Source organism: Pseudomonas sp. QL9 (assembly GCF_041409665.1).
Lineage (GTDB): Bacteria > Pseudomonadota > Gammaproteobacteria > Pseudomonadales > Pseudomonadaceae > Pseudomonas > Pseudomonas knackmussii.
In genome coordinates, this window is sequence record NZ_CP166971.1 from 2,183,319 (window position 1) to 2,203,681 (window position 20,363).

Annotated in this window: 19 protein-coding genes and 2 pseudogenes; 13 read left to right on the top strand and 8 right to left on the bottom strand. The window is 65.8% G+C overall.

Features of this window, described 5'->3' with window-relative positions; all coding sequences use genetic code 11:
• Nucleotides 1–4 precede the first annotated feature (4 nt).
• The 10 genes and pseudogenes from ACA097_RS10390 to ACA097_RS10435 all read left to right on the top strand — a co-directional run bounded on the left by ACA097_RS10390 (nt 5) and on the right by ACA097_RS10435 (nt 7,017).
• A complete protein-coding gene (locus ACA097_RS10390; protein WP_043248679.1) occupies nt 5–241 on the top strand; it encodes a twin-arginine translocase TatA/TatE family subunit in 237 nt (78 codons plus the stop codon).
• A 3-nt stretch (nt 242–244) separates the two neighbouring features.
• Nucleotides 245–697 carry a Sec-independent protein translocase protein TatB gene (gene tatB, locus ACA097_RS10395; protein WP_371370072.1) on the top strand — a complete coding sequence of 151 codons (453 nt, stop codon included), beginning with the start codon at nt 245–247 and terminating at the stop codon, nt 695–697.
• Complete coding sequence (gene tatC / locus ACA097_RS10400) at nt 694–1,494, top strand: twin-arginine translocase subunit TatC (RefSeq protein ID WP_371370073.1); 801 nt, start codon at nt 694–696, stop codon at nt 1,492–1,494. The genes tatB and tatC overlap by 4 nt, the downstream gene beginning before the upstream one ends.
• Nucleotides 1,491–2,198, top strand: coding sequence for a 16S rRNA (uracil(1498)-N(3))-methyltransferase (locus ACA097_RS10405; RefSeq protein WP_371370074.1), 708 nt, complete (start codon nt 1,491–1,493; stop codon nt 2,196–2,198). Before tatC ends, ACA097_RS10405 begins: the two co-directional genes overlap by 4 nt.
• Before the next feature lie 157 nt (nt 2,199–2,355).
• Nucleotides 2,356–3,414 (top strand): annotated as a pseudogene (locus ACA097_RS10410) (methyl-accepting chemotaxis protein); the annotation flags it as partial.
• 141 nt (nt 3,415–3,555) lie between these two features.
• Nucleotides 3,556–4,269, top strand: a complete 714-nt coding sequence (locus tag ACA097_RS10415; protein ID WP_371370504.1) for a methyl-accepting chemotaxis protein — start codon at nt 3,556–3,558, stop codon at nt 4,267–4,269.
• 204 nt (nt 4,270–4,473) lie between these two features.
• Nucleotides 4,474–5,184, top strand: a pseudogene (locus ACA097_RS10420) (HAMP domain-containing protein); the annotation flags it as partial.
• A complete protein-coding gene (locus ACA097_RS10425; RefSeq protein WP_371370505.1) occupies nt 5,182–6,045 on the top strand; it encodes a methyl-accepting chemotaxis protein in 864 nt (287 codons plus the stop codon). The pseudogene ACA097_RS10420 and the gene ACA097_RS10425, both read left to right, overlap by 3 nt.
• 52 nt (nt 6,046–6,097) lie before the next feature.
• On the top strand, nt 6,098–6,523 hold the full coding sequence (locus ACA097_RS10430; RefSeq protein ID WP_371370075.1) for a UPF0158 family protein: 426 nt from the start codon (nt 6,098–6,100) through the stop codon (nt 6,521–6,523).
• Between the two features lie 65 nt (nt 6,524–6,588).
• Complete coding sequence (locus ACA097_RS10435) at nt 6,589–7,017, top strand: UPF0158 family protein (protein ID WP_043248668.1); 429 nt, start codon at nt 6,589–6,591, stop codon at nt 7,015–7,017.
• A gap of 88 nt (nt 7,018–7,105) precedes the next feature.
• Here ACA097_RS10435 and ACA097_RS10440 read toward each other — a convergent pair whose 3' ends face one another.
• From ACA097_RS10440 to mexA, 3 genes are read right to left on the bottom strand one after another with little or no spacing between them, the layout of a single operon-like run.
• On the bottom strand, nt 7,106–8,557 hold the full coding sequence (locus tag ACA097_RS10440) for an AdeC/AdeK/OprM family multidrug efflux complex outer membrane factor (RefSeq protein ID WP_043248666.1): 1,452 nt from the start codon (nt 8,555–8,557) through the stop codon (nt 7,106–7,108).
• 1 nt (nt 8,558) lies between these two features.
• The gene (locus ACA097_RS10445; protein ID WP_160285657.1) at nt 8,559–11,702 is read right to left on the bottom strand and encodes an efflux RND transporter permease subunit; all 3,144 of its coding nucleotides are present in this window, start codon (nt 11,700–11,702) and stop codon (nt 8,559–8,561) included.
• A gap of 15 nt (nt 11,703–11,717) precedes the next feature.
• Nucleotides 11,718–12,866, bottom strand: coding sequence for a multidrug efflux RND transporter periplasmic adaptor subunit MexA (mexA, locus tag ACA097_RS10450; protein WP_371370076.1), 1,149 nt, complete (start codon nt 12,864–12,866; stop codon nt 11,718–11,720).
• A 268-nt stretch (nt 12,867–13,134) separates the two neighbouring features.
• Between mexA and ACA097_RS10455 the strand changes: the two genes are divergently transcribed.
• The gene (locus ACA097_RS10455; RefSeq protein WP_043248660.1) at nt 13,135–13,584 is read left to right on the top strand and encodes a MarR family winged helix-turn-helix transcriptional regulator; all 450 of its coding nucleotides are present in this window, start codon (nt 13,135–13,137) and stop codon (nt 13,582–13,584) included.
• Nucleotides 13,585–13,627: 43 nt separating this feature from the next.
• Here the strand turns inward: ACA097_RS10455 and ACA097_RS10460 are convergent, their stop codons facing one another.
• The 3 genes from ACA097_RS10460 to ACA097_RS10470 all read right to left on the bottom strand — a co-directional run bounded on the left by ACA097_RS10460 (nt 13,628) and on the right by ACA097_RS10470 (nt 16,526).
• Nucleotides 13,628–14,203: a YceI family protein gene (locus ACA097_RS10460; protein ID WP_371370077.1), complete on the bottom strand. Its 576-nt coding sequence runs from the start codon at nt 14,201–14,203 to the stop codon at nt 13,628–13,630.
• 30 nt (nt 14,204–14,233) lie between these two features.
• Complete coding sequence (locus ACA097_RS10465) at nt 14,234–14,788, bottom strand: cytochrome b (RefSeq protein ID WP_371370078.1); 555 nt, start codon at nt 14,786–14,788, stop codon at nt 14,234–14,236.
• Nucleotides 14,789–15,035: 247 nt separating this feature from the next.
• A complete protein-coding gene (locus ACA097_RS10470) occupies nt 15,036–16,526 on the bottom strand; it encodes a flavin monoamine oxidase family protein (RefSeq protein ID WP_371370079.1) in 1,491 nt (496 codons plus the stop codon).
• A gap of 151 nt (nt 16,527–16,677) precedes the next feature.
• Between ACA097_RS10470 and ACA097_RS10475 the strand changes: the two genes are divergently transcribed.
• Together ACA097_RS10475 and ACA097_RS10480 are read left to right on the top strand one after the other, a co-directional pair.
• Entirely contained in the window at nt 16,678–18,081 is a 1,404-nt protein-coding gene (locus ACA097_RS10475) for an adenosylmethionine--8-amino-7-oxononanoate transaminase (RefSeq protein WP_160285654.1), read from the top strand.
• Nucleotides 18,082–18,158: 77 nt separating this feature from the next.
• The gene (locus ACA097_RS10480) at nt 18,159–18,878 is read left to right on the top strand and encodes a 16S rRNA (uracil(1498)-N(3))-methyltransferase (protein ID WP_371370080.1); all 720 of its coding nucleotides are present in this window, start codon (nt 18,159–18,161) and stop codon (nt 18,876–18,878) included.
• Between the two features lie 4 nt (nt 18,879–18,882).
• Here the strand turns inward: ACA097_RS10480 and ACA097_RS10485 are convergent, their stop codons facing one another.
• Both ACA097_RS10485 and ACA097_RS10490 read right to left on the bottom strand, forming a co-directional pair.
• Nucleotides 18,883–19,494 (bottom strand): LysE family translocator, encoded by a 612-nt coding sequence (locus tag ACA097_RS10485; protein ID WP_043248647.1) that lies wholly within the window; start codon nt 19,492–19,494, stop codon nt 18,883–18,885.
• A gap of 73 nt (nt 19,495–19,567) precedes the next feature.
• Nucleotides 19,568–20,356 (bottom strand): AraC family transcriptional regulator, encoded by a 789-nt coding sequence (locus tag ACA097_RS10490; protein ID WP_371370081.1) that lies wholly within the window; start codon nt 20,354–20,356, stop codon nt 19,568–19,570.
• Between the last annotated feature and the right edge of the window lie 7 nt (nt 20,357–20,363).

Below are 20,363 nucleotides of genomic sequence, written 5' to 3' on the forward strand. Positions count from 1 at the left end.
AAGCATGGGCATTTTCGACTGGAAACACTGGGTAGTGATCCTCATCGTCGTGGTCCTGGTCTTCGGCACCAAGCGCCTGAAGACCCTGGGCTCCGACGTCGGTGAAGCGGTCAAGGGCTTCCGCAAGGCAATGAACACCGAAGAGGACGAGAAGCCTCAGCAACCCAACCCGCCGCTGAACCAGCCGACCACCATCGACGCACAGGCGCACAAGGTCGAAGAGCCGGCCCGCAAGGACTGATCGATGTTCGGAATCAGCTTCAGCGAGTTGATGCTGGTCGGACTCGTCGCCCTGCTGGTTCTGGGCCCCGAGCGCCTGCCCGGCGCCGCGCGCACCGCAGGCCTCTGGGTCGGCCGGCTGAAGCGCAGCTTCAACGCCATCAAGCAGGAAGTGGAGCGCGAGCTGGGTGCCGACGAGATTCGTCGGCAACTGCATAACGAGCACATCCTGCAGATGGAGCGCGACGCCAAGAAACTGCTGGCGCCGCTGACCGGCGAGCAAATGGTGGACGAACCGACGCCATCGGCGACGCCCGCAGCACCTGCAGCGCCTGCCGAACCGCCGACCGTCGCTGCGCACAGCCGCCTGGCCAACCTGCCCGGGGTGAAGGTTGCCGAAGAGCCGGCCAGCACGGTCGAGCCGCCAGTCGCCGCCCCCCAGACGCCTCCCACGTCCGAGACGCCGCGTAACCCATGAGCGCCGAAAAACCCGAACAGCCCGAGAACGACCAGGAGATGCCCCTGGTCGCGCACCTGACCGAGCTGCGCACGCGCCTTCTGCGCTGCGTTGCGGTGATCTTCGTGATCTTCGTCGGCCTGCTGTATTTCTCGCAGAAGATCTACACCCTGGCCTCCGCGCCGCTGCGCCGCTTCCTCCCGGAAGGCGCGACCATGATCGCCATCGACCCGGCGTCGGCCTTCCTCGCGCCGCTGAAGCTGACCATGATCGTGGCGCTGCTGCTGGCCATGCCCTTCATCCTCGCGCAGATCTGGGGCTTCATCGCGCCCGGCCTGTACAAGCACGAGAAGCGCATCGCCCTGCCGCTGCTGGCCTCCAGCGTGGTGCTGTTCTACGCCGGGATGGCCTTCGCCTACTTCCTGGTGTTCCCGCTGATGTTCCACTTCTTCCTCGGCGCGGCCCCGGAAGGGGTGACGCCGATGACGGACATCAACAGCTACCTCGACTTCCTCACCCTGCTGTTCGCCTTCGGCGTGGCCTTCGAGATTCCGGTCGCCACCGTGCTGCTGGTGTGGATCGGCGTGGTCGATGTCGCCTACCTGAAGAAGATCCGCCCCTACGTCATCATCGGCTGCTTCGTCGTCGGCATGATCCTCACCCCGCCGGACCCGATGTCGCAGACCCTGCTCGCGGTGCCCATGTGGATGCTGTTCGAGGCCGGAGTGCTGTTCAGCCGGCTGATCCGCAAGCGCAGCCGGGACGAGGAAGACGAAACCAGCGAGAACGGCGACCAGCCCCCGGCGACCCGTCCGTGAACCTGCTGCTGCTCGACGACGCCGACTTCGTCGCGGCGGACCGCGTTTTGCTGCGCGACCGCCGCCTCACCCACCTGCATGAAGTGCACCGCGCCGAAAGCGGCGACAGCCTGCGCGTCGGCCGCCTCGGCGGGCTGATGGGCGAAGGCCGCCTGCTCAAACTCGAACGCGACGAGGCCGAGTTGCAGGTGAGCTTCACCCAGGCGCCGCCGGCCAAGCTGCCGCTGACCCTGCTGCTCGCCCTGCCGCGCCCGAAGATGCTCCGCCGCGTGCTGCAGACCGTCGCAGCCATGGGCGTGCCACGCCTGGTACTGCTGAACAGCTACCGGGTGGAAAAGAGCTTCTGGCAGACCCCCTTCCTCGAGCCGGACGCCATCCGCGAGCAACTGATTCTCGGCCTGGAGCAAGCGCGCGACACCGTGCTGCCCGAGGTGATCATCGAGAAGCGCTTCAAGCCCTTCGTCGAAGACCGCCTGCCCGCCCTGGCCGAAGGCAGCCTCGGCCTGATCGGCCATCCCGGCCCCTGGCCGGCCTGCCCGCGCGCAGTCGAGCAGGCGGTGACCCTGGCCATCGGCCCGGAAGGCGGCTGGATTCCCTACGAGGTCGACAAGCTGCGCGAAGCGGGCCTTGCCCCGGTCCAGCTCGGCGAACGCATCCTGCGCGTGGAGACGGCGGTAACCGCCCTGCTCGCACGCCTCTTCTGATCCGACGACACGTTCAAGTCCCGACGCGAACCACTAGTCAGAAACTTCCTAAAGAAACTTCAGAATTACGTCGCCTCGCCGATAGGAAGGATGCCGGCCCCTGCCAGGCAACGCATCACGCGTTCCCGTCTCCATCCTCCTCTGGAGTTGCGCTTTCATGTCTCGCTGGTTCAGCAATCTCACGGTCAATCGGAAACTTGCCATCGGATTTGGCCTGGTCCTGCTGCTTACGCTGCTGATCGCCGTCACCGGCTGGCTCAACCTGAACAACCTGATTTCGCGTGGCGACAAGCTCGGCGAGATTTCCCACCTGCTGGGCATGACCAAGGACCTGCGCACCGCGCGCCTGAAATTCCAGGCCAGCCGCGCCCCGGCGGATGCCAAGCTGGTCGAGGATGCGATTGCGCAGCTGGATCGCCAGCAGCAATTGGTCGGCAGCCAGCTCAGCGACCCCATCGACCTCGACAAGGTCGCCCAGCAAGCCAAGCTCACCGCCGAGTACCGCACCCTCTTCAAGGGCCTGCAGAAGTCCTTCGACGGACGCGACAGCGCACGCAAGACGCTGATCCGCAAGGCAGCCGTGGTGACCCAGGGGCTGGAGCTGATCGAGCAGAGCCTGGTCGCCTCCACGTCGCCCGAAGCGATCAAGGAGCTGGCCGCTGTCTCCGCACTGGGCCGCGTGGTGATGGCCGCGCGCTTCCAGGTGCTGGCGTACACCTCCAGCGAGGACCCGGCCCAGGAACAGACCGCGGTAGATGCCCTTGAGCAGGCGACCAAGACCGTGCAGGAGCACATGCAGACCGCTCCGGCCGACCAGCACGACAACTTCCAGGCCGCGGTCAACGCCCTGCAGGACTATCACAAGGCCCTCGACCGCTACCGTGAAGAGGTCAACAACAGCCAGGCGATGCGTGACCGCATGCGTGACAGCGGCCTGCAGATCGAGAAGCTCAGCAGCGAGCTGAGCACCATCCAGACCGCCAAGCGCGATGCAGCCGCCGACCAGGCGAAGAGCCTGCTGGCGCTGGCCTCGGTGCTGGCAATGGTTCTGGGCACGCTGGCCGCCTGGATGATCACCCGGCAGATCGTCCTGCCGCTGCGCGAATCGCTCGCCGCCGCCGAGCGCATCGCCGATGGCGACCTCAGCCAGACGCTGAAGGTCGACCGCCGCGACGAACTGGGCCAGCTGCAAGCCAGCATGCAGCGCATGAGCAGCTCGTTGCGCGAGCTGATCAGCCATATCCATGACGGCGTGACGCAGATCGCCAGCGCCGCCGAAGAGCTGTCCGCCGTGACCGAACAGACCAGCGCCGGGGTCAACAACCAGAAAACCGAGACTGACCAGGTCGCCACCGCGATGAACGAGATGGCCGCCACCGTGCAGGAAGTCGCGCGCAACGCCGAAGAAGCCTCGGAAGCCGCCAGCGCTGCCGACCGCGAGGCTACTGCCGGCGCCGGTGCCGTCAGCGAGGCGGTGCAGCAGATGGATCGCCTGGCCAACGAAGTCGGCCGTTCCAACGAGGCGGTGCAACAGCTCAAGCGCGAGAGCGACAAGATCGGCAGCGTGCTCGACGTGATCAAGGCAGTCGCCGAACAGACCAACCTGCTGGCGCTCAACGCCGCCATCGAAGCGGCCCGTGCCGGCGAAGCAGGGCGCGGTTTCGCCGTGGTCGCCGATGAAGTGCGTGCCCTGGCGCAGCGCACCCAGCAATCCACCGCCGAGATCGAAGAACTGATCGCCGGCCTGCAGACCGGCACCCAGCAAGCAGCCCAGCGCATGGACAACAGCCGCTCGCTGACGGACAGCACCGTCGAGCTGACCCGCCGCGCCGGTGAGCGCCTGCAGGCGATCACCCGCACGGTGTCCGGCATCCAGGCAATGAACCAGCAGATCGCCGCAGCTTCCGAGCAGCAGAGCGCGGTGGCCGAAGAAATCAACCGCAGTGTGATGAGCGTGCGCGATATCTCCGAACAGACTGCCGCCGCCAGCGAAGAGACCGCCGCCTCCAGCATCGAGCTGGCGCGCCTGGGTACGGAGCTGCAGGGGCTGGTCGGCCGCTTCCGCATCTGACCCTGACGGCCCGCGCAATGCGGGCCGTTGCTTTTTCCCCGCCGAAAAAGCTGAAGTTCGTTATCCTCCTGCCGATACGCAAAGACGCACGAAGATGCGTCTCGAAAAAACACTCCTCGCCTGCACAAGAAAAAACGCCATCACTCGATTCCTTTGGCTACGGAAGCAGCGCTGCCGTGGCCATGCCTGCCTGGAGTATTCGACATGTACGATTGGCTCGTCCTGCAGCTCGGCCGCCTGAGCGTCAGCCTCAAGCTCGCGGTGGGCTTCGGCATCTGCCTGTTGCTGACCCTGCTGGTGCTGGTCAGCGGCCTCAACGCCCTCGACGAACAGTCCGCGCACAGCGAGCGGCTCACCGCCAACAGCCACCTCGACAGCCAGACCCGCGAAGTCGAGCTCGCCCGCCTGCGCTACCAGCTCGAACCCGGTGCGACCGCCGCTGGCAACCTGCGTGAACGCCTTGGCGATCTGCGCACGCAAGTGCAGAAGCTGGCTCGTGACGGCATTGCCGAACGTGACTTCGAAACCTTGCAGGCAGCCGTCGACAGCTACGCCGCAGCGGTCGACCAACTGCTCAGCGCCGGCGCCAGCAGCGCCTCGCTCACCGCCGATCTCGACGCCCGCAGCACTGCGCTGGCTGCCGCCAGCCATACCGTCCACGAAGATGGCCTGCACCTGCGCGGCGACGTGGCCAGCCAGGCCAAGCAGCGCCTGGTGCTGATCACCCTGCTTGCCCTGTTCTTCGGCGCGCTCTCGGTGTGGGCGATCAACCGCCAGATCGTCCGCCCGCTGCACGAGGCCCTCGGCCTTGCCGAGCACATCGCCCAGGGCGACCTGACGCGCGGCCTGGCCGGCGACCTGCACCTGCAGCGCAGCGATGAGCTGGGCCAGCTGCAACGCACCATGCTGCGCATGCGCGACAGCCTGGGCGAACTGCTGCGCCACCTCGGGAGTGGCGTCGGCCAACTGGCCACCTCCGCCGACGAACTCTCCGCAGTCACCGAACAGACCCGCGCCGGCGTCAACAGCCAGCGCATCGAGACCGAGCAGGTCGCCAGCGCCATCGAAGAAATGGCTGCCACCGTGCAGGAAGTCGCCCGCAACGCCGAGCAAGCCTCCGGCGCCGCACGCCAGGCCGACCGCCAGGCGCGTGACGGCGAGCAGGTGGTAGGCCAGGCGATCGAGCAGATCGACAACCTGGCTGCAGAAGTGGAGCGCTCCAGCGAAGCCATGGGCCGTCTGCGCGGCGACAGCGAGAAGATCGGCAGCGTCCTCGACGTGATCAAGTCGGTGGCCGAGCAGACCAACCTGCTGGCGCTCAACGCCGCCATCGAAGCCGCCCGCGCGGGCGAGGCCGGTCGCGGCTTCGCCGTGGTCGCCGACGAGGTACGGGCGCTGGCCCAGCGCACCCAGCAGTCCACCGCCGAGATCGAAGAGCTGATCGCCAGCCTGCAGACCGGTACCCAGCAGGCAGCCCAACGCATGGACGACAGCCGTCGCCTGACCGGCAACTCGGTGGAGCTGACCCGTCGCGCCGGCGATGCGTTGGCCGCCATCGCCCGCACGGTATCGGAGATCCAGGGCATGAACCTGCAGATCGCCTCGGCCGCCGAGCAGCAGAGCAGCGTTGCCGGCGAGATCAGCCGCAGCGTCGCCCAGGTCCGCGAGATCGCCGAGCAATCGGCCGCCGCCAGCGAGCAGACCGCCGTATCCAGCAACGAACTGGCACGCCTGGGCAACGATCTGCAGGGCCAGGTCGCGCGCTTCCGCCTGTAACCGGCAGCGCTTCATTGATAACCTTCCTCCGATGCCAAATTGGAGGAAGGTTATGAAGATCCTGCCCGTCGACATCGATGATCTGGTCCTCGTGCTCGACAGCAACGGCATGGAGTTCCATCTGGACCTCGAGACCGGCGAGATTCGCTTACGCCCGGAAGATTACCTCGATGAGGAGTTCGAGCAGTTGCTCGAGCGACAGCCCCAACGTTTCCTGTACATCGAGCCAGTCTCCTCCCGCGACGGTTTCCGGATCATGGAGGACTTCGTCCGGGAGAAAGTGGACGACCCTCGGGCCAGCGACAGCCTCGTGCGTGCGCTGGAAGACCGGAAGCCCTTCCGCAGCTTCAAGGACCGGCTTTTCGACTACCCCGAGATTCGCGAGGAGTGGTTTCGCTACCATGACGAGCGCCTGCGGCAGCTGGCCCTGGAATGGCTCGCCGAGGAAGGCATCGGACTGCCCCAGTCGACGGACTGAATACTGCAATACAAACGCGCTGCTATTGCGGTAGGTTGGAAGCCTCGTCCATTGGGAGAGTGACCATGCGTCCGCTGACCATCGACCTCGACGAACTCGCCGTAGCCCTCGACACCAGCGACATCGAGCACTACCTGGACCTGGGCAGCGGCCAGGTGGTGCCGCTGATCGAGGACTCCCCCGACCCCGGCCTGCTGACCCTGCTCGAGGAAGACCCGGAGCGCCTGCTGCCGATCGAGCCGCTGAGCACCCGCGAATCCCTCGAACTGATGCGCGACTTCCTCCGCGAAGTCGACGAGCCCCACGCCTATCCCCTGCTCGCCGCCGCCCTGGAAGGCCGCAAGCCGTTCAAGGCTTTCAGGCATGTGCTGATGGGTTATCCGGAACTGCTCCAGGCCTGGTACGTCTACCAGGGCGAACGCCTGCGCGAATGCGCCCTCGACTGGCTGGCCGACCACCAGATCCGTCCGGCCGGGCAGAGCGCGATCCTCTAACCGCGATACGGCTCGCTCCTACAAGTGAATCCGTTCCACGCCAACAAAAACGCCGCCCCGAGGGGCGGCGTTTTCGTTGGCGCCAGCGTCAGCCCTTGGGCTGTTGCGCGGCTTGCTTCTGGGCGGTGCTGTCCTGCCAGCCGCCGCCGAGCGCCTTGTACAGGTTCACCTCGCTGGTGAGCTGGTTCAGGCGATCGGTGATCAACTGCTGCTGAGAGCTGAACAGGGACCGCTGGGCAACGAGCAGGGTCAGGTAGTTGTCCACTCCGGTGCGGTAGCGCTTTTCGGCCAGCGTGTAGTACCGGGCGTTGGCGTCGACCAGGGCGCGCTGGGCGGCCAACTGGTCGCCATAGGTGCCACGAGCGGCCAGGCCATCGGCGACTTCCGAGAAGGCGGTCTGGATGGCTTTTTCGTACTGCGCCACCTGGATGTTCTTCTGCACCTTGGCCAGGTCCAGGCTGGCCTGCAGGCTGCCGGCGTTGAAGATCGGCAGGCTGATGGACGGCTTGAACAGCCAGGTGCCGGAACCGCCGTCGAACAGACCGGACAGGTCCGGGCTCAGGCTACCCGCGTTGGCGGTCAGGCTGATGCTCGGGAAGAACGCCGCGCGCGCCGCGCCGATGTTGGCGTTGGCTGCCTTCAACTGGTGTTCCGCTTCGAGAATGTCCGGGCGGCGTTGCAGCAGGTCGGACGGCAGCCCGGCTGGAATCGGGGCCAGAATCGGTTGGTCCAGCGCCAGGCCCTGCGGCAGATCGGCGGGTACGCCGGTGCCGAGCAGCAGGGTCAGGGCGTTCTGGTCCTGGGCGACCAGGCGGGTGTACTGCGCCAGGGCTGCCCGGGCGCTTTCGACCGAAGTCTGCGCCTGGCTCAGGTCAAGCGCCGAGGCCACACCGACCTCGTTGCTGCGCTTGGTCAGCGCGTAGGTCTTCTCGTAGGTGGCCAGGGTGTCGCGGGTCAGCTTCAGCTGGTCCTGGTCGGAACGTAGCGTCAGGTAGGCGTTGGCGACGCTGGCCACCAGGGCGGTCTGGGTGCTGCGACGGGCTTCGTCGCTGGCCAGATACTGCTCCAGGGCCTGGTCACGCAGGCTGCGCAGGCGGCCGAACAGGTCGATCTCCCAGGCGGTGACGCCCAGGGTCGCGCCGTACTGGCTGCTGATCATCTCGTTGCCGGTGGACGACACCTTGGCCGGCAGGCGCTGGCGCGAACCGGCGACGTCGGCGCTGACCGCCGGGTACAGCTGGGCGCGCTGGATGCGGTACTGCGCCTGGAAGGCCTCGAGGTTCAGCGCGGCGACGCGCAGGTCGCGGTTGTTTTCCAGCGCCACGTCGATCAGACGACGCAGTTGCGGGTCGTTGAAGAAACTCTGCCAGTTCAGGTCCGCGGCGGGAGTGCCACCGACAACGCCCTGGGCGCCGGCATAAGCCGGGCCCTGGGGATAGGCCTGGGCTACCGGCGCCTCGGGGCGCTGGTAGTCCGGAATCAGCGAGCAGCCGGACAGTGCGGCAGCCGCCAGGGCCAGGGAGAGTAAGGACTTTCTCATATCAATGCCCCTTCTCGGCGGCCGCCTGTTCCTTGGACGTCTTGTCCTTGAACAGGGTGCTGACCACCACGTAGAACAACGGCACCCAGAAGATCGCCAGCACGGTCGCGGTGATCATCCCGCCGATCACGCCGGTACCGATGGCGTGCTGGCTACCGGAGCCGGCGCCGGAGGAAATCGCCAGCGGCACAACGCCGAGGACGAAGGCCAGCGAGGTCATGACGATCGGGCGCAGACGCATGCGGCAGGCCTCGATGGCCGCATCGACAATGTGCTTGCCTTCCCGCTCGTGCAGCTCCTTGGCGAACTCCACGATCAAGATGGCGTTCTTCGCCGACAAGCCGATGGTGGTCAGCAGACCGACCTTGAAGAACACGTCGTTGGAGAGCCCGCGCATCGAGGTGGCGAGCAACGCACCGATGATCCCCAGCGGCACCACCAGCAGTACCGAGAACGGGATCGACCAGCTCTCGTAGAGCGCCGCCAGGCAGAGGAACACCACGATGGTCGAGAGCACGAACAACCCGGTGGTCTGCGAGCCCGCGAGGCGTTCCTCGAAGGACAGGCCGGTCCAGGAGTAACCCACACCCGCCGGCAGCTGGCTGACGATTTCCTCGACCGCCGCCATGGCATCACCGGTGCTGCGGCCCGGGGCCGGCTCACCGAGAATCTCCATGGCCGGTACACCGTTGTAGCGCGCCAGCTTCGGCGATCCGTACACCCACTTGCCGGTGGCGAACGCGGTGAACGGCACCATGTCGCCACTGCTGTTGCGCACGTACCACTTGGCCAGGTCCTCGGGGCTCATCCGCGCATTCGGTTCGCCCTGGGCATAGACCTTCTTCACCCGACCACGGTCGATGAAGTCGTTGACGTACTTCGAGCCCCAGGCAATGGACACGGTGCTGTTGATGTCCGCCAGGGACACACCGAGGGCGCTGGCCTTCTCGTCGTCGATCAGCAGCTCGTACTGCGGCTCGTCGTTCAGACCGTTGGGGCGCACGCGCTGCAGCACGGGGTTGTGCGCTGCAAGCTGGAGGAACTTGTTGCGCGCCTGCACCAGCGTGTCATGGCCTACCCCTGCCTGGTCCTGCAGGAAGATGTCGAAGCCCACGGCGTTACCCAGTTCCAGCACCGCCGGCGGGGCAAAGGCGAAGACCATCGCGTCCTTGATGGTGAAGAAGTAGTGCTGGGCGCGCTGGGCCACGGCGAACACGCTGTTCTGCTCGCCCAGGCGCTCTTCCCAGGGCCGCATCATGATGAACGCCATGCCCGAGCTCTGGCCGCGACCGGCGAAGTTGAAGCCGGTGACGGTGAACACCGAGTTGACCGCGGCGCTTTCCTTGTCGAGCAGGTACTCGCGCATCTGGTCGACGACCTTCTGCGTGCGCTCGGCAGTGGAGCCCGGCGGCGTCTGCACCTGGGCGAAGAGCACGCCCTGGTCCTCGTCCGGCAGGAACGAGGTGGGGATGCGGCTGAACAGCCAGCCCATGCCGATCACGATCACCACGTACACCAGCAGGTAGGGTGCGCGGCGCTTGAGGATCGAGGTGACACCGCGCTCGTAGCGCGAGGTGGCGGCGATGAAGCTGCGGTTGAACCAGCCGAAGAAGCCGCGCTTGTGCTCGCCGTGGTCGCCCTTCTCGATGGGCTTGAGCATGGTCGCGCACAGCGCCGGGGTGAGGACCAGCGCCACCAGCACCGACAGGGCCATGGCCGAGACGATGGTGATGGAGAACTGCCGGTAGATCACACCGGTGGAGCCGCCGAAGAAGGCCATCGGCAGGAACACCGCGGAAAGCACCAGGGCGATACCCACCAGGGCGCCCTGGATCTGCCCCATGGAGCGGCGCGCCGCCTCACGGGGTGGCAGGCCTTCCTCGGCCATCACCCGCTCGACGTTCTCCACCACCACGATGGCGTCGTCCACCAGCAAACCGATCGCCAGCACCATGCCGAACATGGTCAGGGTGTTGATCGAGAAGCCGAACGCCGCCAGGACACCAAAGGTCCCCAGCAGCACCACGGGTACGGCGATGGTCGGGATCAGGGTGGCGCGGAAGTTCTGCAGGAACAGGTACATCACCAGGAACACCAGCAGAATCGCTTCGCCCAGGGTCTTGAGTACCTCGTGGATGGAAGCCGAAACCACCGGCGTGGTGTCGTACGGGTAGACGACCTTCATGCCTTCGGGGAAGAACGGCTTCAGGCGCTCCAGGGTAGAGCGGATTGCCTTGGCGGTGTCCAGCGCGTTGGCGCCGGTAGCCAGCTTGATCGCGATACCCGAGGCCGGCTTGCCGTTGAACTGCGCGTTGATGCTGTAGTCCTGGCCGCCCAGCTCGACCGTGGCGACATCCTTCAGGCGCACCTGCGAGCCGTCGGAGGCGACCTTCAGGAAGATGTTGCCGAACTGCTCGGCGGTCTGCAGGCGGGTCTTGCCGATGATGGTGGCGTTGAGCTGCTGCCCCTTGACCGCGGGCAGGCCGCCCAGCTGGCCGGAGGAGATCTGCACGTTCTGCGCCTGGATGGCGGTGACCACATCGCTGGGCATCAGCTGGAAGCTGTTGAGCTTCGCCGGGTCCAGCCAGATACGCATGGCGTACTGCGCACCGAAGACCTGGAAGTCACCCACGCCAGGGGTACGCGACAGCGGGTCCTGGATGTTCGAGACGATGTAGTTCGACAGGTCTTCCCGGGTCATGCTGCCGTCTTCGGAGACGACGCCGACGACCATCAGGAAGTTCTTCACCGCCTTGGTCACGCGGATGCCCTGTTGCTGCACTTCCTGCGGCAACAGCGGCGTGGCCAGCTGCAGCTTGTTCTGCACCTGGACCTGCGCGATGTCCGGGCTGGTGCCCTGATCGAAGGTCACGGTGATGGTCATGCTGCCGTCGGAGTTGCTCTCCGAGGAGATGTAGCGCAGATGGTCGAGACCGTTCATCTGCTGCTCGATCACCTGCACCACGGTGTCCTGCACGGTTTCCGCGGAAGCGCCCGGGTAGCTCACCTGGATCGCGATCGCCGGCGGGGCGATGGCCGGGTACTGGTTCACCGGCAGTTTGAGGATCGACAACCCGCCCGCCAGCATGATCACCAGGGCGATCACCCAGGCGAAAATCGGCCGGTCAATAAAAAACTTCGACATTGCGAAACCCCTTGGTTAACCCTGGCTGCCCGAAGCGGCGGGCTTGCCGGCCTCTGGTGCGGGGGCGACGTTCTTCGCCGGCACCGGCTTGGCCTTCACGCCTGGTTGTACGTACTGCAGGCCTTCGGTGATCAGGCGATCGCCCGGCTTCAGGCCATCGGTGACCAGCCAGTAGGCGCCGACGGTGCGGTCGGCCTTCAGCTCGCGCAGCTCGACCTTGTCGTCGGCGCCCAGCACCAGAGCGGTCGGCAGGCCACGCAGGCTGCGGGTCACGCCCTGTTGCGGGGCGAGAATCGCCTGGTCCTTCACCCCTTCCTGCAACTGCGCGTGGACGAACATGCCTGGCAGCAGGTCATGCTTGGGGTTGGGGAACACGGCGCGCAGGGTCACCGAGCCGGTGCCCTGGTCGACCGAGACTTCGGAGAACTCCAGTTTGCCTTCCAGCGGGTATTCCGAGCCGTCCTCGAGGAACAGCTTGACCTTGGCGGCGTTCTCGCCGGCCTTCTGCAGGTTGCCGGCGGCCAACTCGCGGCGCAGGCGCAGCAGCGCGGTGGACGGCTGGGTGACGTCGACGAAGATCGGGTCGAGTTGCTGCACGGTGGCCATGGCGTTGCTCTGGCCGTTGGTCACAAGGGCGCCCTCGGTCACCGCCGAGCGACCGATGCGTCCGGAGATCGGCGACAGCACCTTGGTGTAGCGCAGGTTGATCTTGGCGCTCTCCACAGCAGCCTTGGCCTGCAGCGAAGCAGCAAGGGCGTCGGCGTACTGCTGCTTGCTGACCGCCTCGTCGGCGACCAGCAGCTTGTAGCGCTCGGCCTGTTGCTGGGTCGCCGCCAGGTTGGCCTGGGCGCTCTGGAAGGTGGCTTCGTAGGTCGAGGGATCGATCTGGTAGAGCTGCTGGCCTTCCTTGACGTCGCTGCCTTCCTTGAACAGGCGCTTGAGGATGATGCCGTTGACCTGCGGGCGAACCTCGGCGACGCGGTAGGCATTGGTGCGGCCCGGCAGCTCGGTGCTGAGGGAGACCGTCTGGGCCTGCAGGGTGACTATTCCCACTTCCGGAATTTGCGCCTGCTGCGGGGCTTCGCTCTTGCCGCAGCCGGACAGGGTCGCCAAGGCGACGAGCAAGGCCGAAACCAGAGCGCTCTTGGCTGGCGTTCTTTGCATATCGTGGTCCTCATGAGCATAAGCAGCCGACTCGACGCCTGGGCACCGGGCCGGAAAGGCTGGCAAAATACTTACATTCAAGCCTGTTTGTAAACGCCCGAAAGCCCGGAACGAAAAGGACTGAAACGTTTTAGCCATGGGCGCAAGCTTCAGCGGAATTCGTGCAGGGCAGGAAAAGGCTTGTACTAAAGTTGATAGCGTCAACTAAAATAAGAAAAATAACCGAGCCGATCAATCGGCTTTACATTCCGTTTACTCGATCTCTGCCATGACCCGCTCCCTGAATCCCGACCTGCCCCTGAGCCTGATGGCGCTTTTCGACCATATGCGCGCCAGCCTGCTGCAGGGCCTCAACGCCCAGGGCATCGACCTGGCGCCGCCGGACATCCGCCTGCTCGAACTGATCGGCGCCAGCGAAGGCCTCAACCTGCAGGACGTCGGCCGGCAGATGTGCCGCGACAAGGCGCTGATCACCCGCAAGGTGCGGGAAATGGAAGAACGCGGCCTGGTCCGGCGCGAGCGCAATCCGGACGACCAGCGCAGCTTCCAGCTGTTCCTCACGGACGCCGGCAAGGCGGTGGACAGCCTGACCCAGCGCATCCTCGCAGAAACCCATGAAAACCTCTTTGCGCCACTGAACGACGCCGAGCAGGCAACCCTCGCCACCCTGCTGCGCCGCTGCCTGGACTCGCTGCCTGGCGAAGACGGCGCCTCCTGAAACGAAAACGCCGGCATTCGCCGGCGCTCCCGTCGCATTGCGCTTACTGGCGCACGCCCTCGACCGACAGGGTCAGCTCGACTTCCTGGGAAGCCGGTCCAAGGTCGCGCTGGATGTCGAAGTCCTTCAGCTTAAGCGTGGTGGTGCCGAGGAAGCCGGCGCGATAGCCGCCCCACGGGTCCTTGCCCTCGCCGATCAGCTCGGCCTTCAGGGTGACAGGCTTCGTCACGCCGTTCAGGGTCAGGTTGCCAGCGATCTCGGCCTGCTTGCCTTCGACTTTCACCCCGGTGGACTCGAAGGTCGCGGTGGGGTTCTTGCCGACGTTGAGGAAGTCCGGGCTGCGCAGGTGCTTATCGCGCTCGGCGTGGTTGGTGTTCACGCTGGAGGTGTTGATGGTCACCTTGACCTTGTCGGCGGCCGGGTTCTTCTCGTCGTAGGTGAAGGCACCGTCGAAGTCATCGAAGCGGCCGTAGACCCAGCTGTAGCCCAGGTGCTTGATACGGAACTCGATGAAGGCGTGCTGGCCTTCCTTGTCGATCTTGTAGTCGGCGGCCATGGCCTGGCCGGCGGCAAACAGCGCGGAACCCAGGGCCAGCGCGGCGATTGTCTTCTTCAGCATGGTGCATCTCCTTAGTGCAGCGAGGTTGGATCAATCCTTGGCGCGACCGAGCATGCGCACCAGGGTCGCATCACGGTCGAGGAAGTGGTGCTTCAGCGCCGCCAGGGCGTGGAGCACGGCGAGGACCACCAGGGCCCAGGCCAGGTAGAGGTGGATGGCCCCGGCCACGTCAGCCTGCTCGTGCAGGCCGCTGATCGTTGCGGGGACGTCGAACCAGCCGAAGACGCTGATGGGTTTGCCTTCGGCGGTGGAGATCAGGTAGCCGGCGATCATCACCGCGAACAGCAGCAGGTAGATGGTCAGGTGGCCGAGCTTGGTGGCCTTGCGCACCAGCGGACTGTGATTGGCCGGGGCCGGCGGCGACGGACTGACGACGCGCCAGAGCACCCGCAGCACCAGTGCGATCAGCAGCAGGATGCCGATGCTCTTGTGGATTTCCGGAGCCCGGTGATACCAGGCGTCGTAGTAGTCCAGTTCGCGCATCCACAGCCCCAGGGCGAACAGACCGAAGACAGCCAGAGCGCTGCCCCAGTGCAGGAAAAGACTGACCAGACCATAACGGGAGGGCGAGTTACGCCATTGCATCTAGAGGTTTCCTGACAAAGCCGGACCAGCAAGGCTAGCGGCAAATTCATCGAATGAAAGTGGAATTTCCTGCTTTGAAACATCGATTCACAAGATAGCTTTGCCACCTAACGACCGTTCCAAAGCCTCCACAGGATATTTCCTACAACACCTTCCCAGACGAACTTATTCGCCAACGTTGGCGCCACAACGAAAAAGGGCGCCTTTCGGCGCCCTCTTTCTATGCGGGGAAGTCTCCCACTGCGGTTCAGAACAGATCGGTGAACCAGGAGAACATGCCCTTCTTCTTGCCATCGGCAGCGACGGTGGTGGCCGGCGCCTCGGCAGCCTTGGCCGGTGCAGCGGCCTCGATGCTCACGCTCTTGCCGGCGGCCAGGTCGCGGACTTGCCCAGCGGCGCGCTTACCGCTGCGCAGGGCGCCTTCGATGGTGCCCGGATAGAGCTCATCGGTATGCTCGCCGGCGAAGGCGACGCGAGCCGAAGGCTGCTCCCAGACGCGCCAGAAGCGGCTGATCTGGCCTGGGCCGAAGGCCAGGTAGGAGCCGCCGGTACCGACGTCGGTGCTGTAGCGGCGCAGTTCGTAGCCGTCGAATGCACCGCGCATCTTCGGATAGAACTTGTTCATGCGGATCAGCACCTGGTCGACCATCTGGCGGTCGCCGAAGGCCTGCATCACGCGCGCGTTATCGCCGGACAGGTTGATCAGCACGTTGGCTGCGCCTTTCAGTGCAGGCTCGACCCAGATCATGCCCAGGCCCTGGTCGCTGTAGATCTCGCCGGAAAGGCGAGTCTTGTCGTCCCACACCGGCCGCTTGAACTTCATCAGGATCTGGTCACGCCAGCCGTAGTTGGTGTCACGCAGCGCGGACTGCTGCTTGGCGTCCAGGGCCGGGGTCAACTGGATCTGGCCGAGGGCGCGCAGCGGCACGGCGAGCACCACGTAGTCCGCCTTGTAGCTGGTGGCGCCGGCCTTGACGGTGACGCCGTCCTTGTCCTGCACGATGGCCGAGACACGGGTGTTGGTCTTGATGTTCTTCAACTGCTTGACGAAGGCCTGGGCCAGCACCTGGCTGCCGCCGGGCAGACGCGCAGCGCGCAGGTCGCGATCGTCGACGCCGCGATAGACCCGGCCCTGCTGGGCGAGGTACAGCAGCGACAGGCGCGACGGCTCGTCGTAGTGCGAACGGATGCGCTGGTTGACCAGCATGCGCCCGGTCGGCGACAGGTTCAGCTTGTCCAGCCAGCGCGAGACGTTCATCTGATCGAGGGCAAACAGAGTCTTGCTCGCCAGCGGGTTGAGCGGGTCTTCGACGGACGCCGACAGCTCGTCCAGCGACTTCTCATAACGCTTCAGGTCAGCCGCCACGGTCGGCAGCTTCTGCTGCAGGTCGGCGTTGCTGTAGTAGATGCCGTCGATCAGGTAGCCCGGGGTACGCACGAAGTCCGGCGCCGGCACCGACTTCAGCTTGAAGGTATCCAGGTAGCTATTGAGCGTCGGCTGCACCTTGGCGCTGCCCAGCCACTCGCTGGTCGCCAGGCCCGAACGGCCGCCGATGCTCGGCTTGGCCTCGAGCAGGGTCACGTCCCAGCCCGAATGCTGCAGTTCGTAAGCGGCGCTCAGCCCCGCCAGACCGCCACCCACGACGATCGCCGTCGGTTGTTTGTCCTTGCCCAGCGCCACCACGCTCAGCGCCGAAAGCGCCAGCAAACTGGCCGCGCGCAGCCATCCCATTTTCATCGTGCATCCCCCAGCATGTTGCAAAGGCGCGCAGCATACGCCAGCGCCCGAGGAGCGGCCAGAGGCCGCCATCTGCCGTGTGTCGCGGCGCCCGCCTTGTTCATCGAAGAGGCATTGCATAGGCTTGCCCGACTTCTAGAGGAGACAGCTCATGGGCCTCAACGCCGAGTGGATGCAGCGCGACCTGGCGGTGCTCTGGCACCCCTGCACGCAGATGAAAGATCACGAACGCCTGCCGGTCATCCCGATCCGCCGTGGTGAGGGAGTGTGGCTCGAGGACTTCGAGGGCAAGCGTTACCTGGATGCGGTCAGTTCCTGGTGGGTCAACGTGTTCGGCCACGCCAACCCGCGCATCAACCAGCGCATCAAGGACCAGGTCGACCAACTGGAGCACGTGATCCTCGCCGGCTTCAGCCACCAGCCGGTGGTCGAGCTGTCCGAGCGCCTGGTGCGCCTGACGCCGGAAGGCCTGTCGCGCGTCTTCTACGCCGACAACGGCTCCTCGGGCATCGAGGTGGCGCTGAAGATGAGCTACCACTACTGGCAGAACATCGGCCAGCCGAGCAAGAAGCGCTTCGTCACCCTGACCAACAGCTACCACGGCGAAACCGTGGCGGCGATGTCGGTCGGCGACGTCGCGCTCTTCACCGAGACCTACAAGTCGCTGCTGCTGGACACCCTCAAGGTGCCCAGCCCGGACTGCTACTTCCGCGCCGAGGGAGAGAGTTGGGAGTCGCACTCACGGACCATGTTCGAGCACATGGAACGCACCCTGGAACAGCATCACCATGAGGTGGCGGCAGTGATCGTCGAGCCGCTGATCCAGGGCGCCGGCGGCATGCGCATGTATCACCCGATCTACCTCAAGCTGTTGCGCGAAGCGTGCGATCGCTACGGCGTGCACCTGATCCACGACGAGATCGCCGTCGGCTTCGGCCGCACCGGCAGCATGTTCGCCTGCGAGCAGGCCGGCATCACCCCGGACTTCCTGGTGCTGTCCAAGGCGCTCACCGGCGGCTACCTGCCGATGGCCGCGGTGCTGACCACCGACAAGGTCTACCAGGCGTTCTACGACGACTACTCGACCCTGCGCGCCTTCCTCCATTCGCACACCTACACCGGCAATCCGCTGGCCTGTACGGCAGCCCTGGCGACCCTCGACATCTTCGAGCAGGACCGCGTCATCGAGGCCAACAAGGCCCTGGCCGCGCGCATGGCCTCCTCGACCGCGCACCTGGCCGACCACCCGCACGTCGCGGAAATCCGCCAGACCGGCATGGCCCTGGCCATCGAGATGGTCCAGGACAAGACCAGCCGCGCCGCCTACCCGTGGCAGGAGCGCCGTGGCCTGAAGGTCTACCAGCACGCCCTGGAGCGCGGCGCCATGCTGCGCCCGCTGGGCAACGTGGTGTACTTCCTGCCGCCGTACGTGATCACCCCGGAGGAAATCGACTTCCTCGCCGAAGTCGCCAGCGAAGGCATCGACATCGCCTGCCGAGACAGCGTCAGCGTGGCGGTGAGCGGCCTTTACCCGGATCACCGCGATCCGGGCTAGCGGGCACGGGTAGCTATAAGCGGCAAGCCGAAGGCTTTAGACTTGCCGCTTTCCACTTGCCGCTTGCAGCTGCCCTTATGCGCCTCTCCCGTTTCTTCATCGATGCTCCCCTCTCCCTCGGCCAGCACGAACTGCCCGAAGCCCAGGCCCACTACATCGGCCGCGTGCTGCGCCACGCCGTCGGCGATGCCGTGCAGTTGTTCGACGGCTCCGGCCAGGAATTCCTCGGCGAACTGATCGAAGTCGGCAAGAAGAGCGTGCGCGTGGAACTGCGCGAGGCCTTCGCCGGCCTCGCCGAATCGCCACTGCGCATCCACCTCGGCCAGGGCCTGTCGCGCGGCGAGCGCATGGACTGGGCAATCCAGAAGGCCACCGAGCTGGGCGCCTCGGAAATCACCCCGATCGTCAGCGAGCGCTGCGAAGTGCGTCTGAAGGACGAACGCGCCGACAAGCGCACCGCGCATTGGCGGCAGATCGCGATCAGCGCCTGCGAGCAGTGCGGCCGCTCGGTGCTGCCGCAAATTAACGCACCCATCACCCTGGCCGAATGGCTGCAGGGCGTCGAGGCGGAACTCAAGCTCGTCCTCCACCCAGTCGCCGAGCCGCTGGTAAGCCACGCGCCGCCGGCCAGCCTGGCCTTCCTCATCGGCCCCGAGGGCGGGCTGAGTGACGCGGAAGTCGAGCAGGCACGCGCTGGCGGCTTCCTTGCGGCCCGTCTCGGCCCTCGCGTACTGCGCACGGAGACGGCTCCAGTGGTCGCGCTGAGCGTGGCGCAGCAGCTCTGGGGCGACTTCTGACCTGTCAGATCCCGCGCAGCGCCAATCCGGCCAGCCCCAGCAACAGCACGCCGCAACCGGCATAGCTGACCCTGTGCCAGAACAGCGAGGTGTTGCGCCGCAACCAGTCCACCAGGCCGGCGCACAGGAAGCACCAGATCAGCGACGAGAGCATGAAGCCGGCGAAGAACACCAGCGATTGCGCCTGGCTCGGCGCCCCCTCGACGATGCCCGCCAAGGCGCTGCCCAGCGCGCCCCAATAGACGATGTTCTTCGGGTTGGACAGGGAAATGGCTGCGCCGGAAGCGAAGGCATTGCCGTTGGCAGCCGTCGCTTCCGCCTCGCCCAACGGCGGGCGCCAGGCATCGCGCAGGCCCTGGATACCAAGCCACGCCAGGTAGGCGGCGCAAGCCAGGGTCAGCGGCACACGGACCTGGTCGTGGGCCAGCAGCAACGCCAGCCCGGTCAGCCCGACCAGCGCCCAGACCGCATCGCCGATCAGCGACCCCAGCTGCACCAGCAGTGCCGGACGGAAGCCGCCGGTGAGGCCGCGACGCAAGGTCTCGCTGAACACCGCGCCGGGCGAAACGTTGAAGGCGAATCCGAACAACAAGGCGGCGAGGAAGATGGCTAGCACGGCGAAAGACTCCAACGATCAGCGGAAGGCCGATTGTCGCCGGTGGTCGCAGGAAAAACTTGAACCGGATTGCTCAGCTGCGCAGCACGCGCTGATAACGCCCTGGACTGACACCATAGGCGGCGTGGAAGTGCCGGGTCAGATGGCTCTGGTCGGCAAAGCCCAGCGCGTGCGCGGCATGCCCGACGGAATGGCCGTCGCGAAGCAGCGCCAGCGCCCTCCGGGTGCGCAATTGCATGGCCCACTGCCGTGGGCTCATGCCCGTGTGCTGCTTGAAAGCACGCAGCAGGTGGAATTTGGAAACCTGCAGCTGAGCGGCCATCTCGTCCAGCCCGAGGGGTTCGCAGAGGTGTTCGGCCAGCAGCTCCTGGAGGCGCTCCACCGGCCGCCGACCCAGCGCGGAAACGCGCGGCAGATGGGTCCCAACGTCCTGCGCAAGCTCCCCCAGCACCAGGGTCAGGCGCTCCTCGCCACGCTCACCGACAAAATTGTCAGCGCCCAGCACCTGTTCCACCGCAGCGGAAAGCTCAGCGGCCAGGTGCGGCTGACTCAGCAATGGCTGATCGAAGGCGACGCGTTGCAGGCCGAGGCATTCGGCCAGGGTCGTTTCCGGCAGGTAGAGGCTGACGAAGCGCCAGGGCTGCCCATCGGCGGCGCCGCCGCCCTGGATCTGCCCGGGGTTGTAGACCGTGATGTCGCCGGGACCGGCGTGGAAGGTGCGGCCATCCAGCCAGACCTGCTCGGCGCCGCGCAGATTAGCGCTGATGACGAATTCGTCGTGGCTGTGTTTTTCGAAGCGATGCCCGCTCAGCTCGGCACTGGCGACCTCGAAATCGCCCAGCCAGGCGTGTCGCAGCGTCATGCCAGTC

Excerpts from the sequence above, each read along its gene's own strand:
- ACA097_RS10390 (WP_043248679.1), top strand. The coding sequence starts at position 5 with ATGGGCATTTTCGACTGGAAACACTGGGTAGTGATCCTCATCGTCGTG.
- tatB (WP_371370072.1), top strand. The coding sequence starts at position 245 with ATGTTCGGAATCAGCTTCAGCGAGTTGATGCTGGTCGGACTCGTCGCC.
- tatC (WP_371370073.1), top strand. The coding sequence starts at position 694 with ATGAGCGCCGAAAAACCCGAACAGCCCGAGAACGACCAGGAGATGCCC.
- ACA097_RS10415 (WP_371370504.1), top strand. The coding sequence starts at position 3,556 with ATGAACGAGATGGCCGCCACCGTGCAGGAAGTCGCGCGCAACGCCGAA.
- ACA097_RS10425 (WP_371370505.1), top strand. The coding sequence starts at position 5,182 with ATGCGCGACAGCCTGGGCGAACTGCTGCGCCACCTCGGGAGTGGCGTC.
- ACA097_RS10430 (WP_371370075.1), top strand. The coding sequence starts at position 6,098 with ATGAAGATCCTGCCCGTCGACATCGATGATCTGGTCCTCGTGCTCGAC.
- ACA097_RS10435 (WP_043248668.1), top strand. The coding sequence starts at position 6,589 with ATGCGTCCGCTGACCATCGACCTCGACGAACTCGCCGTAGCCCTCGAC.
- ACA097_RS10440 (WP_043248666.1), bottom strand. The coding sequence starts at position 8,557 with ATGAGAAAGTCCTTACTCTCCCTGGCCCTGGCGGCTGCCGCACTGTCC.
- ACA097_RS10445 (WP_160285657.1), bottom strand. The coding sequence starts at position 11,702 with ATGTCGAAGTTTTTTATTGACCGGCCGATTTTCGCCTGGGTGATCGCC.
- mexA (WP_371370076.1), bottom strand. The coding sequence starts at position 12,866 with ATGCAAAGAACGCCAGCCAAGAGCGCTCTGGTTTCGGCCTTGCTCGTC.
- ACA097_RS10455 (WP_043248660.1), top strand. The coding sequence starts at position 13,135 with ATGACCCGCTCCCTGAATCCCGACCTGCCCCTGAGCCTGATGGCGCTT.
- ACA097_RS10460 (WP_371370077.1), bottom strand. The coding sequence starts at position 14,203 with ATGCTGAAGAAGACAATCGCCGCGCTGGCCCTGGGTTCCGCGCTGTTT.
- ACA097_RS10465 (WP_371370078.1), bottom strand. The coding sequence starts at position 14,788 with ATGCAATGGCGTAACTCGCCCTCCCGTTATGGTCTGGTCAGTCTTTTC.
- ACA097_RS10470 (WP_371370079.1), bottom strand. The coding sequence starts at position 16,526 with ATGAAAATGGGATGGCTGCGCGCGGCCAGTTTGCTGGCGCTTTCGGCG.
- ACA097_RS10475 (WP_160285654.1), top strand. The coding sequence starts at position 16,678 with ATGGGCCTCAACGCCGAGTGGATGCAGCGCGACCTGGCGGTGCTCTGG.
- ACA097_RS10480 (WP_371370080.1), top strand. The coding sequence starts at position 18,159 with ATGCGCCTCTCCCGTTTCTTCATCGATGCTCCCCTCTCCCTCGGCCAG.
- ACA097_RS10490 (WP_371370081.1), bottom strand. The coding sequence starts at position 20,356 with ATGACGCTGCGACACGCCTGGCTGGGCGATTTCGAGGTCGCCAGTGCC.